This window comes from Brevundimonas sp. FG8 (assembly GCF_057808845.1).
Window position 1 is genome coordinate 356,104 of sequence record NZ_JBMDIU010000002.1, and the last position, 14,230, is coordinate 370,333.

At 68.4% G+C, this 14,230-nt stretch carries 15 protein-coding genes; 3 read left to right on the forward strand and 12 right to left on the reverse strand.

Annotated features, from left to right (window positions below):
• Positions 1-9 precede the first annotated feature (9 nt).
• Positions 10-492, forward strand: coding sequence for a PA2169 family four-helix-bundle protein (locus tag ACODRV_RS05335; RefSeq protein ID WP_141625374.1), 483 nt, complete (start codon positions 10-12; stop codon positions 490-492).
• Positions 493-585: 93 nt separating this feature from the next.
• Here ACODRV_RS05335 and rplS read toward each other — a convergent pair whose 3' ends face one another.
• Positions 586-1,008 carry a 50S ribosomal protein L19 gene (rplS, locus tag ACODRV_RS05340; RefSeq protein ID WP_141625375.1) on the reverse strand — a complete coding sequence of 141 codons (423 nt, stop codon included), beginning with the start codon at positions 1,006-1,008 and terminating at the stop codon, positions 586-588.
• 59 nt (positions 1,009-1,067) lie between these two features.
• Positions 1,068-1,775 (reverse strand): tRNA (guanosine(37)-N1)-methyltransferase TrmD, encoded by a 708-nt coding sequence (gene trmD / locus ACODRV_RS05345; RefSeq protein WP_488907671.1) that lies wholly within the window; start codon positions 1,773-1,775, stop codon positions 1,068-1,070.
• A gap of 117 nt (positions 1,776-1,892) precedes the next feature.
• Between trmD and ACODRV_RS05350 the strand changes: the two genes are divergently transcribed.
• The gene (locus ACODRV_RS05350) at positions 1,893-2,516 is read left to right on the forward strand and encodes a hypothetical protein (RefSeq protein ID WP_141625377.1); all 624 of its coding nucleotides are present in this window, start codon (positions 1,893-1,895) and stop codon (positions 2,514-2,516) included.
• A gap of 143 nt (positions 2,517-2,659) precedes the next feature.
• On the opposite strand, the gene ACODRV_RS05355 is transcribed toward ACODRV_RS05350, so the two are convergent.
• The 5 genes from ACODRV_RS05355 to ACODRV_RS05375 all read right to left on the reverse strand — a co-directional run bounded on the left by ACODRV_RS05355 (position 2,660) and on the right by ACODRV_RS05375 (position 10,875).
• Complete coding sequence (locus ACODRV_RS05355) at positions 2,660-3,880, reverse strand: BaiN/RdsA family NAD(P)/FAD-dependent oxidoreductase (protein ID WP_488907672.1); 1,221 nt, start codon at positions 3,878-3,880, stop codon at positions 2,660-2,662.
• 21 nt (positions 3,881-3,901) lie between these two features.
• The gene (locus tag ACODRV_RS05360; RefSeq protein ID WP_488907673.1) at positions 3,902-5,677 is read right to left on the reverse strand and encodes an ATP-binding protein; all 1,776 of its coding nucleotides are present in this window, start codon (positions 5,675-5,677) and stop codon (positions 3,902-3,904) included.
• Between the two features lie 102 nt (positions 5,678-5,779).
• The gene (gene polA, locus ACODRV_RS05365) at positions 5,780-8,689 is read right to left on the reverse strand and encodes a DNA polymerase I (protein WP_488907674.1); all 2,910 of its coding nucleotides are present in this window, start codon (positions 8,687-8,689) and stop codon (positions 5,780-5,782) included.
• A gap of 45 nt (positions 8,690-8,734) precedes the next feature.
• The gene (locus ACODRV_RS05370; RefSeq protein ID WP_488907675.1) at positions 8,735-9,205 is read right to left on the reverse strand and encodes a hypothetical protein; all 471 of its coding nucleotides are present in this window, start codon (positions 9,203-9,205) and stop codon (positions 8,735-8,737) included.
• Between the two features lie 8 nt (positions 9,206-9,213).
• Positions 9,214-10,875: a thiamine pyrophosphate-binding protein gene (locus ACODRV_RS05375; RefSeq protein WP_488907676.1), complete on the reverse strand. Its 1,662-nt coding sequence runs from the start codon at positions 10,873-10,875 to the stop codon at positions 9,214-9,216.
• 99 nt (positions 10,876-10,974) lie between these two features.
• On the opposite strand from ACODRV_RS05375, the gene ACODRV_RS05380 reads away from it, so the two are divergent.
• Positions 10,975-11,112 carry an entericidin A/B family lipoprotein gene (locus ACODRV_RS05380; protein ID WP_141625383.1) on the forward strand — a complete coding sequence of 46 codons (138 nt, stop codon included), beginning with the start codon at positions 10,975-10,977 and terminating at the stop codon, positions 11,110-11,112.
• 65 nt (positions 11,113-11,177) lie between these two features.
• On the opposite strand, the gene truA is transcribed toward ACODRV_RS05380, so the two are convergent.
• From truA to ACODRV_RS05405, 5 genes are all read right to left on the reverse strand, one after another.
• Positions 11,178-11,915 carry a tRNA pseudouridine(38-40) synthase TruA gene (gene truA / locus ACODRV_RS05385; protein WP_488907677.1) on the reverse strand — a complete coding sequence of 246 codons (738 nt, stop codon included), beginning with the start codon at positions 11,913-11,915 and terminating at the stop codon, positions 11,178-11,180.
• Complete coding sequence (fmt, locus tag ACODRV_RS05390; protein WP_141625385.1) at positions 11,915-12,841, reverse strand: methionyl-tRNA formyltransferase; 927 nt, start codon at positions 12,839-12,841, stop codon at positions 11,915-11,917. Before fmt ends, truA begins: the two co-directional genes overlap by 1 nt.
• A gap of 18 nt (positions 12,842-12,859) precedes the next feature.
• Positions 12,860-13,087 (reverse strand): hypothetical protein, encoded by a 228-nt coding sequence (locus tag ACODRV_RS05395; protein ID WP_488907678.1) that lies wholly within the window; start codon positions 13,085-13,087, stop codon positions 12,860-12,862.
• Positions 13,087-13,674 (reverse strand): peptide deformylase, encoded by a 588-nt coding sequence (locus ACODRV_RS05400; RefSeq protein ID WP_488907679.1) that lies wholly within the window; start codon positions 13,672-13,674, stop codon positions 13,087-13,089. Before ACODRV_RS05400 ends, ACODRV_RS05395 begins: the two co-directional genes overlap by 1 nt.
• Positions 13,675-13,752: 78 nt before the next feature.
• A complete protein-coding gene (locus ACODRV_RS05405) occupies positions 13,753-14,169 on the reverse strand; it encodes an acyl-CoA thioesterase (RefSeq protein ID WP_141625388.1) in 417 nt (138 codons plus the stop codon).
• Positions 14,170-14,230 lie beyond the last annotated feature (61 nt).

A 14,230-nucleotide genomic window follows, 5' to 3' on the forward strand; every position in this document is an offset into this window, starting at 1 on the left:
AGGATCGACATGAGCAACGCCAACCGTCACGACATTCAGGTTCTCAACGGCCTGATCCGCACCGTCATCGACAGCGCGGACGGCTATCAGGATGCGCGGGACACTACCGCCGACGCCGGCCACCGCGATTTCTTCGCCCGGCGTGAGGCCGAGCGCCGGGTGATCGCGCAGGATCTGTCCTCCGATGTGAGGGGACTGGGGGGTGAACCCGATACGGAAGGGTCCATTCTCGCCAAGGCCCAACGCGCCTTCACGGACGTGAAGCACGCCCTGCTGCGCGACGAGGCCTCCATGGTGGGGGCCGTCGAGGGCGCTGAGGATCAGGTCCGGAACCGGTTCGAAAAGGCGCTGGAAGACTCGAATATCTCCGCCACGACCCGCGAAACGATCCGTCGGGCCTTCGCCCGTGTTCGCGGCGGCGACGAAGTCCATGACCTTCGACACAGCCTCGAAGGTCAGCGCGACGCCAACAATCCGCTGTATCCGCAGTAGGCTGGCGTTCTCCGGGCATCGGCCCGGACGCCCCAATGAAAAGGCCCCGGCGTTTCCACCGGGGCCTTCGTCATTCTAACGACCTGAAGCGGCTTAGGCTTCGGTGTCGGCGGCTTCCGTCTTGCCGGTTTCCGGCACAGCCACCTTCGGCGCGCGGACGGTTTGCTTCTCGGCGATACGGGCCGACTTACCGCGACGGTCGCGCAGGTAGTACAGCTTGGCGCGACGCACGACGCCGCGACGCTTCACCTCGATCGACTCGATCATCGGCGACAGGATCGGGAAGACGCGCTCGACGCCCTCACCGAAGGAAATCTTGCGGACGGTGAAGTTCTCGTTCACGCCGCCGCCGGCGCGGGCGATGCAGACGCCTTCGAAGGCCTGAACGCGCTCGCGCTCGCCTTCCTTGATCTTCACGTTGACGCGCAGGGTGTCGCCCGGCTGGAAGTCGGGGATCGCGCGGGTTTCGATCAGACGGGCCTTCTCTTCGGCCGCCAGGGTCTGAAGGATGTTCATTCTGTTCTCCTCGGGCTTTCGCGCCCTTTAGCTGTGAGTTGGCGGAGCAAGCTCCGCGTTTAGTCCTTCGCGGTATGGGCGGCCCAAAGGTCGGGTCGCCGTTCCCGCGTCGTGATCTCCCGCTGCTCCTGACGCCACTGAGCGACCTTTTTGTGGTCGCCCGACAACAGGACCTCCGGGATCTCCTGCCCCTCGAACTCCCGCGGTCGCGTGTACTGCGGATATTCCAGAAGCCCGTCCTCGAAACTCTCGGACGACAGGCTTTCCGCCGCGCCGAGCACTCCGGGGATCAGTCTGACGCACGCCTCGATCGCGACCATCGCCGCCGCCTCGCCACCGGCGAGAACCGCGTCTCCGACCGAGACCTCCTCAAACCCGCGCGCGTCCAGCACGCGCTGATCCACCCCCTCGAAACGACCGCAGAGAACGACGATGCCGTCCGCCTTCGCCCATTCCTTCACCCGCGCCTGGGTCAGGGGCCGACCCCGGGCGCTCATATACAAAAGCGGCCGTTTGGCTCCCGAGAGGCTATCCACCGCCCGGGCCACAACGTCCGCCTTAAGCACGGCTCCTGACCCGCCACCCGCGGGGGTGTCGTCCAGGAAGCCGCGCCTATCGTCGGAGAACGCCCGGATGTCAAGCGTTTCAAGGCTCCAGAGGCCTTTCTCACGCCACGCGGTCCCGATCAGCGACACGCCGAGCGGCCCCGGAAACGCGTCCGGAAACATGGTCAGGACAGTGGCGGTGAACGGCGGGCGGGGGGACATGGCGGGGGGACATACAGGAAAGGGGCGGTGGAGTCAGGCGGTTGCACGGGCGGTATCGCACGCTTGACCTTTTACGGCTTGAGCCCTCACTGTTTGAGGCGCTCCGGGGGACCACGAATGCGACTGCTGCTTTTCGCCGTTACGGCTCTGGCGCTTTCGTCGTGTTCGACCCTGCCGGAACCCGCCGTCGAACCGGTCCGCCTTGAGACGGTAAGGATTGATCCGGAAGGGGATCTCTCCCTGACGGCGGGAGGCTATGTCGATGTGGAGGGCTTTGCGTTCGACATCTGGTTCGAGAACGACGCCACCGATCTCTCGACGCCGAAGTCTGTGACCTGGTCGATCATTTTCAACAACTACTGCCGCGATCGGGACAGTTGGATCCAGTCCGTCGTCCTTGGTCCCGAGGGTCAGGTTTGGCGCGGCTATCGCACGTTTGTTCCTGCAGGCCCGGATCACCCCCAGAACTGGTCAAGCGGCGGCAGCGGGGCGGACGAATACGGCGGTCCCGCAACCCCGGGCCTGATGGAGGCCATTGTCCGCGGCGGTCGTTTCACGCTCGCCGCGGAAGATGACACGGGGCAGCGCTGGAATGCGGTCGTCATCGACACGCTGACGCCGGACGCGCGGAACCGCCTCTTCGCCGCCCAGGCGCCGTCGGCTCCGCGCCAGACCGAAATGCTGGTCATGGTCGACGGGAAGCCCCCGGCGGCGACCCAGGCGCCCCGGTCCTGTCCCTGAGCCGCGCTCAAGCAGCGAGCGACCGCGTCGCGAGCGTCAGCGCACCCAACATGCGCTCAAGCAGTGAGCGACCGCGTCGCGAGCGTCAGCGCACCCAACATGCGCTCAAGCAGCGAGCGACCGCGTCGCGAGTGTTGGCGCCCTTAACAATGTTGCCCCGCCGCCCAGCCCGACGACCAGGCCCACTGGAAATTATACCCGCCCAGCCAGCCGGTGACGTCCGCCGCCTCGCCGATGACGAACAGGCCGGGGACCGACTTCGCCTCCATCGTCTGCTGGTCCAGTTCGTCGGTGGCGACGCCCCCCAAGGTCACCTCGGCGGTGCGATAGCCCTCTGATCCGACCGGCTTAACGGTCCAGCCGTTCACCGCCTCGTCCAGACGGCGCAGGACCTTGTCGCCGACCTCGGCCAGCTTGCCCTTCACGCCTTCACGCTCGCAGACGCTCTCGGCCAGACGGCGCGGGACGATGTGGCCCAGCGCCGTATGCACCATCTGCTTGCCGTTCTCCTCCTTGGCGGCCTTAAGCGTCGCATAGACGTCCTCGCCAGGCGCCATCCGCACCGTGATCGCCTCGCCTTCGCGCCAGTAGCTGCTGATCTGCAGGATCGACGGCCCGGACAGCCCCCGGTGTGTGAACAGCAGGCCCTCGGCGAATTTGGTGTCGCCCGTCGGTCGTCCCGGCGCTCCGCCGTCCGCCGGGACGCGATGGCTGACCACCGCCTCGACGGACAGGCCGGCCAGCGGCGCCAGCTTCTCCAGCAGGCCCGGCTCGAAGGTCAGCGGTACCAGCGCCGGGCGCGTGTCGGTGATCCGCAGGCCGAAGGTCCGCGCCGTTTCATAGGCCCAGCCCGTCGCGCCCATCTTCGGGATCGACTTGCCGCCGGTGGCCAGCACCAGCGACGCCGCCCGCACCACGCTCCCGTCCGACAGGGCCGCCTCGAACCCGCCGTCCATGCGGCTGATCCGGTCCACCGCCACGCCCATCGACAGGGTCACGCCCGCCTCGCGCATGCCATCCGTCAGCATACGGACGATCTGCTTGGCGCTGTCATCACAGAACAGCTGGCCCAGCATCTTCTCGTGCCAGGCGATGCCGGCCCTGTCGACGCGTTTGATGAAGTCGTGCTGCGTGAACCGCTTGAGCGCGCTGGTCGCGAAACGCGGGTTCTCACCCAGGAAATTGGCCGGGCTCGTCCCCGTATTGGTGAAGTTGCAGCGCCCGCCGCCCGAGATGCGGATTTTCTCGCCGGGGTTCCGCGCGTGATCGACTACGCGCACGGACCGTCCCCGCCGCCCGGCCTCGATGGCGCACATCATTCCGGCGGCGCCCGCGCCGACGATCAGAACGTCGATGGTCTTCATCCGCCCGCTATAGCGTCGGGATCAGGCCGCGTCCCGTTCCGTATCCGGGCCCGTGTCGGGAGGTGTCGGGTGGATGGCCTTGTCCAGCGCCGCATACAGCCTTGCGGGCTCCAGAGGCTTGGCCAGCCAGTCGTTCATCCCCGCCGCATGGCAGGCCGCGATCTGGGCCGCCTCGGTCCCGGCGCTGAAGCCGATGACAGGAACGGCCGCATTGATCCCCTCCGAGGCGCGCAGCCGTCGCGTCGTTTCATTGCCGTCGATGCCGGGCATGTTCACGTCCATCAGAACCACGTCGAACGTCCGGGTCGCCAGCGCCTCCAGCGCCATGTGCCCGTCGCTGGCCGTGACCAGTTCGACGTCCAGCGGCTGCAGCACCAGCGACAGGGTCCGGCGGTTGATCTCATGGTCATCGACGGCCAGCACCCGCAGGCGACGATCCAGCCGCGGCGAGGCCGTGTCGGCTTCGGTCTGAGCGGCCACGGCCACGCCGGTCGGCAGGCTCAGGGACAGGGTGAAGGCGGCGCCTTCTCCGGCCACGCTGGCGGCGGTCAGTTCTCCGCCCATCAGGCGGGCCAGATCGCGGCTGACCACCAGCCCCAGCCCGGTCCCGCCATAGGTCCGCGCCACTTCAGCCGAGCCTTGCGCGAAGGGCGTGAACAGCCGGCTCATGGCCTCGGGCGCTATGCCCGTGCCCTGGTCCCGCACCGTCAGGGTCACGGTCCGGCGCTCGCCCTCCCCCTCGACCGTGGCCTCCAGCGCCACCACGCCTTTCTCTGTGAACTTGATCGCATTCGAGATCAGGTTGTTCAGGATTTGCCGCAGCCGGTACGGATCGCCCTTGAGCCACAGCGCCTCGCCGTCGCCCGGCGCCGTCAGGGTCAGCCCCTTCTCCTTCGCCGGCGCGCTCCAGAACCGCGCCGTGTCGGCCAGCAGGGCGCTCAGGTCGAAGTCCCGGGTTTCCAGCGTCATCGCCCGCGCCTCGATCTTCGAGTGGTCCAGCAGGTCGTTCAGCATCCCCGTCATCAGCCGCCCGGCGTCGATGATCAGGTCCGCCGTCTCGGGCGTGGCCTCGGGCCGGTCACCGTGGCGGATCACATGCGCGCCCGCCAGAATGGCGCTGACCGGCGTGCGAAGCTCATGGCTGACGATGGCGGCCATGGCGGCGCGATCGGCCATCGCCGCCTCTGCCTGCTCCAGCCGCACGCTCGCCTCGCCCAGCGCGGCGATCTCGGCCATCCGCGCCGCGTGCACCCGGCTCCAGACGCTCAGAATGGCCCCGAAGAACAGCAGCACGCACCCGAACAATAGAGGCAGTTCGCCCGTACCTCCGTTCAGCCAGCGGGTCACCGGCATGGCCACCAGAGCCGCCGCATAGGGGGTCGTGCCGATCAGGAACAGGATCCGGCTCTCGATGCCGGAGGCCAGGTTGTTGATCGTTCCTCCGACGACGATCAGCACCGCCGTCGTCGACAGGATCTGGTCGCCGCTGCTCCAGATCACCACCGCCGCGCCCGCATGAATTCCGGCCATCAGCGCGGTTGAGCCGATCGCGGGCAGCATGACCGCATGCCGCTCGACCTCGGGCCCGGCCCCCGCGCGGAACGGCGCCAGGGCCCACCACTCCAGCACCTGAACCGCAGCGGTCAACGCCAGCCAGGGGCCGATCAGCGGGCTCCATCCTGCGGCGTGCAGCATCCAGCAGATCATCGCGCCGAGAACGATGCGCACCAGAACCTGCCCCCGTCGCTCGCGCGCGCTGGTGGTCAGATGGGGGGCGATGGTGGCGTACAGACCCATGGAAACTCTCTCCCTGGGTCAACCTTTACCGCACCGCACCCAAACGATTGGTAACCGTGGTTGTTGAGTTCGAAGAAATTCGCGCCTGTCTCGTTAGCGCTCTCAGTGCGCCTCGTCCCAGTTCGTCGCCGCCCGGGCGTCCACCACCAGCGGCACCGACAGGGCCACGGCGGGTTCGGCCGCGCCCTCCATCACGCGTTTGATCTCGACGATCGCCCGCTCCGCCAGTCCTTCGGGGCATTCGAACACCAGTTCGTCGTGCACCTGCAGCAGCATATTCACCTCTGACAGGCCGGCGGCCTCCAGAGCGGCGGGCATGCGGATCATGGCGCGGCGGATGATGTCGGCGGCGGCGCCCTGGATGGGGGCGTTGATGGCGGCGCGTTCGCCGAACTGGCGCTCGGCGCCCGACTTGGAGTGGATGGCCGGGATGTGGATGCGGCGGCCGAAGACGGTCGAAACCGTCCCCGTCTCGCGCACCTGCGCCTTCGTCGCGTCCATATAGGCGCGGATGCCGGGGAAGCGCTCGAAATAGGTCTTGATGTAGGCTCCGGCCTCGCCCTGGTCGATGCCCAGCTGGGCGGCCAGACCGAAGGCGGAGATGCCGTAGACGATGCCGAAATTGATCGCCTTGGCGCGGCGGCGGGTCTCGGGGTCCATCTGGTCCAGCGGGACGTTGAACATCTCGCTGGCGGTGGCGGCGTGAATGTCGAGGCCCGCCTTGAAGGCGCGCTTCAACTCCGGAATGTCCCCGATGTGGGCCAGCAGGCGCAGTTCGATCTGGCTGTAGTCGGCGCTGATCAGGACATTGCCCGGCCCGGCGATAAAGGCCTGACGGATCTGGCGGCCGGTGGCCGTGCGGATCGGGATATTCTGCAGGTTCGGATCGCTTGAGGCCAGACGGCCGGTCGTGGCGGCGGCCAGCTGATAGCTGGTGTGCACGCGGTCGGTCCGGTCGTCGGCGGCCTCGATCAGGGCGTCCGTATAGGTGCCTTTCAGCTTGGCCAGCTGGCGCCAGTCCAGCAGGACGCGCGGCAGTTCATGGGTCAGGGCCAGCTCTTCCAGCACGCTGGCGTCTGTGCCCCACTGGCCGCTGGCGGTCTTCTTGCCGCCGGGCAGATTCATCTCGCCGAACAGGATGTCGCCCAGCTGTTTGGGGCTGCCGATGTTGAACGGGCGCCCGGCCAGGTCGTGGGCCTTCTGCTCCAGCTCGGCCATTTTCAGCCCGAACTCGCTGGACAGGGCGCGCAGACGGACGGGATCGACCCGGACCCCCTCGCGCTCCATCGCCGCCAGCGTCGCGGGCATGCCGCGCTCCAGCGTCTCATAGACGGTGACCAGCCCCCGCTCCGCCAGCTGCGGCTTGAGGATGCGCCACAGACGCAGGGTCACATCGGCGTCCTCGGCCGCATACTGCGTCGCCGGCTTCAGTTCGATATGCTTGAAGGACTTCTGGCTCTTGCCCGTGCCGCAGACCGCCTTGAACGGGATCGGCTCGTGGCCGAGGTGAAGGCGGGACAGCTCGTCCATCCCGTGCCCGTGCAGCCCGCCCTCAAGCACATAGCTGATCAGCATGGTGTCGTCGTAGGGCGCGACGGTGATCCCGCGCCCGGCCATGACGGCGATGTCGTATTTGATGTTCTGGCCGACCTTCAGGACCGCGGGGTTCTCCAGCAGGGTTTTGAGGCGGCCCAGAGCCGTCGCCTTGTCGACCTGGACGATGGGCTCGCGCGTATCGACCGTGTCGCCGAAGTCCAGACCCCCGCCGCCCGCCGGCGGCTCCAGCTCATGGGTCAGGGGAATGTAGCAGGCGTCGTTGGGCCCCAGCGCCAGCGACACGCCGCACAGGCCCGCGTGGGTGGCGCTCAGGGCGTCCGTCTCGGTGTCGAAACCCACCACCCCGGCTTCGGTCGCGCGGGCGATGAAGGCGTCGAGCGCTTCAAGGGTCTGCACGACGACATAGGCCTCGTGGTCAAACGGCTGGACCGCAACGTCGGTCGAAACCGCCTGCGGGGCATAGCGGGGCGAGATGACGGGGGCGGTCATCGCCTTCGGTCGCGCCGCGAAGGCCGAACCGTCCTTGGCCGGAGCCTTGCCGTCGCCGACACGGTTGCGAAGGCTGCGGAACTCCATCTGGTCGAGGAAGGCGCCCAGGATTTCCGGATCGGGATCGCGCACGGCGAAATCACTGATCGGTTCGGGCGCCGGCGCGTCGCAGTCCAGCTTCACCAGCTCGCGGCTCAACCGGATCTGGTCGGCGAGATTGATCAGGGTCTCGCGACGCTTGGGTTGTTTGATTTCACCCGCCCGGGCCAGCAGGGTGTCCAGATCGCCGTACTCGTCCAGCAACTGCGCCGCCGTCTTGGGCCCGATGCCCGGCGCGCCTGGCACGTTGTCGACGCTGTCCCCGATCAGGGCCTGCAGGTCGATCATCTTCTCCGGACCGACGCCGAACTTCTCAAAGACGGCGTCTTCCGCCAGCCGTCGGTCCTTCATCGGGTCCCACATCACCACAGACGGCCCGATCAGCTGCATCAGGTCCTTGTCGGACGACACGATCACGGCCTCGCCCCCGGCGTCCCGCGCCTTGCAGGCATAGGTCGCGATCAGGTCGTCCGCCTCGAAGCCGGGCAGTTCGACACAGTGCACGCCGAATGCCGCCGTCGCCTCGCGCACAAGCGGGAACTGCGGCACCAGATCCTCGGGAGGCGGCGGCCGGTGGGCCTTGTACTGATCGTACAGGCTGTTCCGGAACGTCTTCTCCGAATGGTCGAAGATGGCCACCAGATGGGTCGGCCCGTCCTCGCCCTTCATGTCCCGCAGCAGCTTCCACAGCATGTTGCAGTAGCCCTGCACCGCGCCCACCGGCAGGCCGTCCGACTTGCGCGTCAGGGGCGGCAGGGCGTGATAGGCGCGGAAAATGTAGGCCGAAGCGTCGATCATCCACAGGCGCACGGGGCCGCCTTCCACGGGCGTGTCAGGGGCGGTGGTCTCGGGCGTCGCGTCGGTCATGGCGCGAACATAGGGGCGCCCGGCCTTCCAGTCACCGGGGCGTTGTCAGGAGATCCAGGTGTTCTCGCACTGGCCCGCCAGCGTCCAGCCGGCGATGCCCGAAACCACCCGGCAGCGCACGCCCATTCCGGCCAGCGGCCCGTGCAGGATGCCCGCCTCGATGGTCGCGCCGCGCCCGTCATAGACCGGCTTCCGGAACTGCACCCACTGCACCCGGTCGCCCGGCTGATGCGGACGGTTCGGATCATAGGTGGTCGGGAAGCTGACGCCGTACCGGCTCCACTCGCAGACCGGCTTCCAGTCGCCGCCCTCGCTGAACAGCCACAAGGGCGGCGGGGTGTTGCCCGCACCGAACTGGTAGTGCCCCTTGGCCACCGCGGCGATCACCGCGCAGTCGTTCTGGTTGGTCGCCTGCTCGCCCTGCGTCCCGGGCAATCCGGGAAGCCCCGGTTCGCCGGGCGTGCTCGCGCAACCGGCCAGAGCGACGAGGGCGGCGGACAGGGCGGCGATGCGCATGGCGGTTCCTACTTCGAACGCAGGCCGGTGATCGTCCGGGTGGGGGCGATGTCCTCGGCCGAGGTGATCAGGTGAACGACGGCGGGCCGTCCGGCGTTCCGGGCCGCGGCGAAGGCGGCGGGGAAGTCTTCGGTGCGTTCGCAACGCACGCCGAATGCCCCGAACGCCTCGGCGTATTTCACGAAGTCGGGGTTCTTCAGATCGGTGGCCATGACCCGCTCCGCACCCGGATAGTGCGTCTCCTGATGCATGCGGATGGTGCCGTAGGCGCCGTTGTCGACGATCACCACCACCGCGTTGATGCCGTACTGGACCGCCGTGGCGATCTCCTGCCCGGTCATCAGGTAGTCGCCGTCGCCTGCGATGCAGACCACGTCGGTGTCGGGCAGGACGCTCTTGGCCGCCAGAGCCGCCGGATAGCCGTAACCCATGGCGCCCGAGGTCGGGGCCAGCTGGGTCCGGCGGGCGTTGTGGCGGTGGAAGCGGTGCAGCCAGGCGGCGAAATTCCCGGCCCCGTTTGTCAGGATGGCTTCGGCGGGCAGAACCTCGGTGATGTGGCGGATCACCTCGCTCATGTTCACCGCGCCGGTGACGGTCACGGGCGCGATGAAGGCCTCATAGTCCGCGTGCGCCTCGGCGGCCTGGGCGCGCCAGTCGCGGCCCGGTTCTATGGTCGAGATCGCCAGCGCCGCCAGCGAGTTGTCGGCCACCCCGCCCAGCGCCGCCGGCCAGACGCGGCCGATCTCCTCGGCGCCCGGATGGCTGTGCACCAGCGTCTGCGCCGTGCCCTCGCGGGTCAGCAGGGTGTAGCCGAGGGTCGGGTTCTCCCCCAGCCGCGCGCCGATGGCGACGATCAGGTCCGACGCCTTCACCCGCGCGATCAGCTTCGGATTGGGCCCCAGGCCGAGGTCGCCCGCATAGTTGGGGCGGTCGTTGGCGATCAGGTCCTTGCGGCGGAAGGACAGCGCGACCGGCAGGCCCAGCCGCTCGGCCCAGTCGCCGATGGCGGTGGTCGCCTCGTCGGTCCAGCCCGAACCGCCCAGCACCAGCAGGGGGCGCTCGGCCTTCGCCAGCTTCTCCGCCAGGGCGGCGATGAAGGCGGGGTCCGGCGCGGCCTTCGCCGGGACGACCGGGCGCATCGGGGCGGGGCCGCCGTCCTCATGCAGGATGTCCTCGGGCAGGGCGATGACCACCGGCCCCATCCGGCCCTGCAGGGCGGTGGAGAAGGCGCGCTCGACCACCTCGACGGTGCGCGCCGGGCTTTCCAGCTCCGTCGCCCATTTGGCCAGCCCGCCGAACACCTCGCGGTAGTCGACCTCCTGGAAGGCGCCGCGACCGCGGTCGGTCAGGGCGATCTGGCCGACGAACAGGATCATCGGGGTCGAGTCCTGATGCGCCGTGTGCACGCCGATGGAGGCGTGGGTCGCGCCCGGCCCGCGCGTGACCATGCAGACGCCCGGCTTGCCGGTCAGCTTGCCATAGGCCTCGGCCATGTTGGCTGCGCCCGCCTCGTGGCGGCAGGCGATGACCTGAATCCGGTCCCGCACATCGGCCAGCGCGTCCAGCACGGCCAGATAGCTTTCTCCCGGCACGCAGAAGACGCGATCAATGCCGTTCACGATCAGGGTTTCGACAAGGCGGCGGGCGGCGGTATTCGCGGGCTGGGTCATGGAGGCGATCTAGCAGACTGCGCGATGCATTGACCATGCAACCGCACGGCCACGCTTGCGTTTACGGCGCAGGTTCAACGTTTCCCCGGAGACTTTCCCATGAAAAAGATCATCGCCCTGACCATCGTCGCCGCCGCCCTGGCCGTTTCGGCCTGCAACACCGTCTCGGGCGTCGGCCGTGACGTGTCCGCCGCCGGCAGCGCCGTCACCACCGGCGCCGAACGCGCGAAGAACTGATCCTTCGGATCGCGCGAATGAAAAGACCCGCCGGTGCGTCCGGCGGGCCTTTGTGTTTCTGCGCCTCAATACACCACGCCGGTCAGATACAGGCCGTCCGACGGGGCCACGGGGCCACAGGCGGCGCGGTCCCTCGCCTCAAGCACCCTGGCCACATCCTCCACCGTCCAGCGGCCCAGCCCGACCTCGCACAGGGTGCCGGTCATCGAGCGGACCTGCCGGTGCAGGAAGCTGCGCGCCTCGAACACCAGATGCACCTCCTCGCCGACGCGGGTGACGCGGGCCACGTCCAGCGTCTTCTCCGGCGACTTCGACTGACAGTTCACATCGCGGAAGGTGGTGAAGTCGTGCAGGCCCACCAGCGTCTGCGCCGCCGCGTGCATGGCTTCGGCGTCCAGCGGCTTCTTCACATGCCAGACCCGACCCAGATCCAGCGCCGGGCGGCCCGGGCGGTTCAGGATGCGATACAGGTATTTGCGCCCGGTGGCCGAGAAGCGGGCGTGCCACTCGTCATCGACCGCCACACAGTCCAGCACCGACACCGCCTCGGTGATCAGGTGGGCGTTCATGGCGTTCATGACCGTGTGCTCGGGCCAGTCCTTCTCCAGATCGAAGCTGACCACCTGACCGGTCGCATGGACGCCGGTGTCGGTGCGACCCGCCGCCGCCAGCCGGATGGTCTGGCCCGAGAAGGCCCTGATCGCCGCTTCCAGCGCGCCCTGCACGGTCGGCTGTCCGGCCTGCACCTGAAAGCCGTTGTAGCCCGAGCCGTCGTATTCAACGGTCAGCCGGTAGCGGGGCATCAGGCCAGAACCGTTCCGGCGGGCAGGCTGAACCCACGCAGCATCTCGTCCGCCGCCTGCTGGGCCTTGCCCTCGCGCTGAACGCGGATCAGGCGCACGGCGCCCTCGCCGCAGGCGATACGCAAGCCGTCGCCGTCCAGCACCGTTCCGGGCGCCCCCGATCCCTCGGTCAGACCTGACAACAGCGCCTTGATCCGCACCGGCCCCTCGACGCCGGGCGCCTCGAACCAGGCGCCGGGGAAGGGCGACAGGCCGCGAATGTGAGCGTCCACCTCGGCGGCGGAACGGGACCAGTCGATGCGGGCCTCGGCCGGGGTGATCTTGCGGGCATAGGTCGGCTCCCCGACCTGCGGCGTGCCCGCGGCGCCGCCACGGTCGATGGCGGCCAGCGCACGCGGCCACAGGCTGGCGCCGGTGTGCGACATGCGTTCCGACAGGGTGGCGGCGGTGTCGTCGGAATGGATGTCCATGATCTCGGACAGCAGGACGTCACCCTCGTCCAGACCTTCGCTCATCCGCATGATCTGTACGCCGGTCTGTTTGTCCCCGGCCATGATGGCGCGCTGGATCGGGGCGGCGCCGCGCCACCGGGGCAGCAGCGAGCCGTGCAGGTTGAAACAGCCCAGACGCGGCGCCTCCAGCACCTCCGTCTTCAGAATCTGGCCGTAGGCGACCACGCAGGCCGCATCCAGATCGAGGCTCTGGAAGTCGGCGATGGCCTCGGGCGACTTCATGGATGCGGGCGTGAACACCGGCAGGCCCATGGTCTCGGCGAAGGCGTGAACCGGCGAGGGCGTCAGCTTCTGGCCGCGTCCGCGCGGCTTGGGCGGTTGGGAATAGACGGCCACGACCTCATGACCGCTGGCGATCAGTTCGGCCAGCGACGGCACGGCGAAGTCGGGGGTACCCATGAAGGCGAGGCGCATGGCGGGCCTCCTAGCCTCTTACTCCCAGCGGGTCGAGACTCCGCCGCCCTCATCCCACTCGCCGCCGGCGTCGAGGGCGTCATTGAAGTCCAGCAGGCGATCCAGAAGGATGCCCGCGACCACGCCGACGGCGGCCACGCCGACAATGGCGGCGACCGAGGCGACGCCGACCTTTTCATTGCGGGTCAGACGACGCCGGCCGCGCGTGTCGATGATGCGGTCGCGGTTGCGTTTCATGCGAGCCATCAGGCGGCCATCCTCGCGGCCTTCTTGACCTTGGCCACGGCGCGTTCGCGGCGCAGGCGGGTCAGGTGGTCGATGAACAGGACGCCGTTCAGGTGATCCATCTCGTGTTGGATGCAGACCGCGTACAGGCCCTCGCACTCTTCCTCGATCGCTTCGCCGTTGAAGCCGAGATATTTGATGCGGCAGCGGGCCGGGCGTTCGACGGAGTCGAAATATTCCGGGATCGACAGGCAGCCCTCGTCGTAGGGCACGGTCTCCTCGGAGGTCCAGACGATCTCCGGGTTGACGAAGAAGCGCGGGTTGCGGCGCGCGGCCTCCCACTGGGCGCGCTCTTCCTCGCTCAGGGTCGACGGATCCACGTCCTCGTCGCCGAGCTTGTCACCCAGGTCCATGACGATCACCCGGCGCGTGTCGCCGATCTGCACGGCGGCCAGGCCGATGCCCGGGGCGTCGTACATGGTGTCGAGCATGTCGGTCATCAGACCGCGCAGTTCGTCGGTCACCGGACCTTCGACCGGAGTGGAGATCTTCTTCAGCACGGCCAGATCGGCGGCGTTGTCGATGGTGAGGATACGGCGAACGGTCATGCCCGCGAGGTAGGCCCGAAGGGGCCGCAGGTCAAGATTTCCGACTGTTTCGAGGGGTTATTGCCGGCTGCGCGCCGGTCAGGTCGCGGGCGCGTCGAGACCCGGCAGGGCGCGCGGCTTCCGGTCCCTGTCGATGGCGACATAGGTGAAGACGCCCTCGGTCACGCGCACGGATTCGGCCGCGACATGGTTGCGGGCGCGCTTCCAGGCCTCGACGTGCACGCGGATCGAGGTGCGGCCGGTCTTGATGACCTTCGCATAGATCGACACCTCGTCGCCCACGGACACCGGCTGGTGGAAGACCATGCCGTCCAGCGCGATGGTGGCGCAGCGACCCTGCGCCAGTTCGAAGGCCGGGGTGGCGCCGGCGAGGTCCATCTGGGCCAGCAGCCAGCCGCCGAAGATGTCGCCTTCGGGGTTGGTGTCGGCGGGCATGGCGATCACCCGGCCGACGGGCTGGCCGGTCGGGCGGGGCGGGGAAGCGTGATCGCTCATGGTCGGATTCCGTGACGTGAGGGGGAGGCCGGCTCATATCGATCCCGACCCGCGGGGCCGC

Coding starts and splice junctions, on each gene's coding strand:
- ACODRV_RS05335 (WP_141625374.1), top strand. CDS start 10: ATGAGCAACGCCAACCGTCACGACATTCAGGTTCTCAACGGCCTGATC.
- ACODRV_RS05350 (WP_141625377.1), top strand. CDS start 1,893: ATGCGACTGCTGCTTTTCGCCGTTACGGCTCTGGCGCTTTCGTCGTGT.
- ACODRV_RS05395 (WP_488907678.1), bottom strand. CDS start 13,087: ATGGCTCGCATGAAACGCAACCGCGACCGCATCATCGACACGCGCGGC.
- ACODRV_RS05355 (WP_488907672.1), bottom strand. CDS start 3,880: ATGAAGACCATCGACGTTCTGATCGTCGGCGCGGGCGCCGCCGGAATG.
- truA (WP_488907677.1), bottom strand. CDS start 11,915: ATGCCCCGCTACCGGCTGACCGTTGAATACGACGGCTCGGGCTACAAC.
- ACODRV_RS05360 (WP_488907673.1), bottom strand. CDS start 5,677: ATGGGTCTGTACGCCACCATCGCCCCCCATCTGACCACCAGCGCGCGC.
- ACODRV_RS05405 (WP_141625388.1), bottom strand. CDS start 14,169: ATGAGCGATCACGCTTCCCCGCCCCGCCCGACCGGCCAGCCCGTCGGC.
- trmD (WP_488907671.1), bottom strand. CDS start 1,775: ATGTCCCCCCGCCCGCCGTTCACCGCCACTGTCCTGACCATGTTTCCG.
- rplS (WP_141625375.1), bottom strand. CDS start 1,008: ATGAACATCCTTCAGACCCTGGCGGCCGAAGAGAAGGCCCGTCTGATC.
- ACODRV_RS05400 (WP_488907679.1), bottom strand. CDS start 13,674: ATGACCGTTCGCCGTATCCTCACCATCGACAACGCCGCCGATCTGGCC.
- fmt (WP_141625385.1), bottom strand. CDS start 12,841: ATGCGCCTCGCCTTCATGGGTACCCCCGACTTCGCCGTGCCGTCGCTG.
- polA (WP_488907674.1), bottom strand. CDS start 8,689: ATGACCGACGCGACGCCCGAGACCACCGCCCCTGACACGCCCGTGGAA.
- ACODRV_RS05370 (WP_488907675.1), bottom strand. CDS start 9,205: ATGCGCATCGCCGCCCTGTCCGCCGCCCTCGTCGCTCTGGCCGGTTGC.
- ACODRV_RS05375 (WP_488907676.1), bottom strand. CDS start 10,875: ATGACCCAGCCCGCGAATACCGCCGCCCGCCGCCTTGTCGAAACCCTG.
- ACODRV_RS05380 (WP_141625383.1), top strand. CDS start 10,975: ATGAAAAAGATCATCGCCCTGACCATCGTCGCCGCCGCCCTGGCCGTT.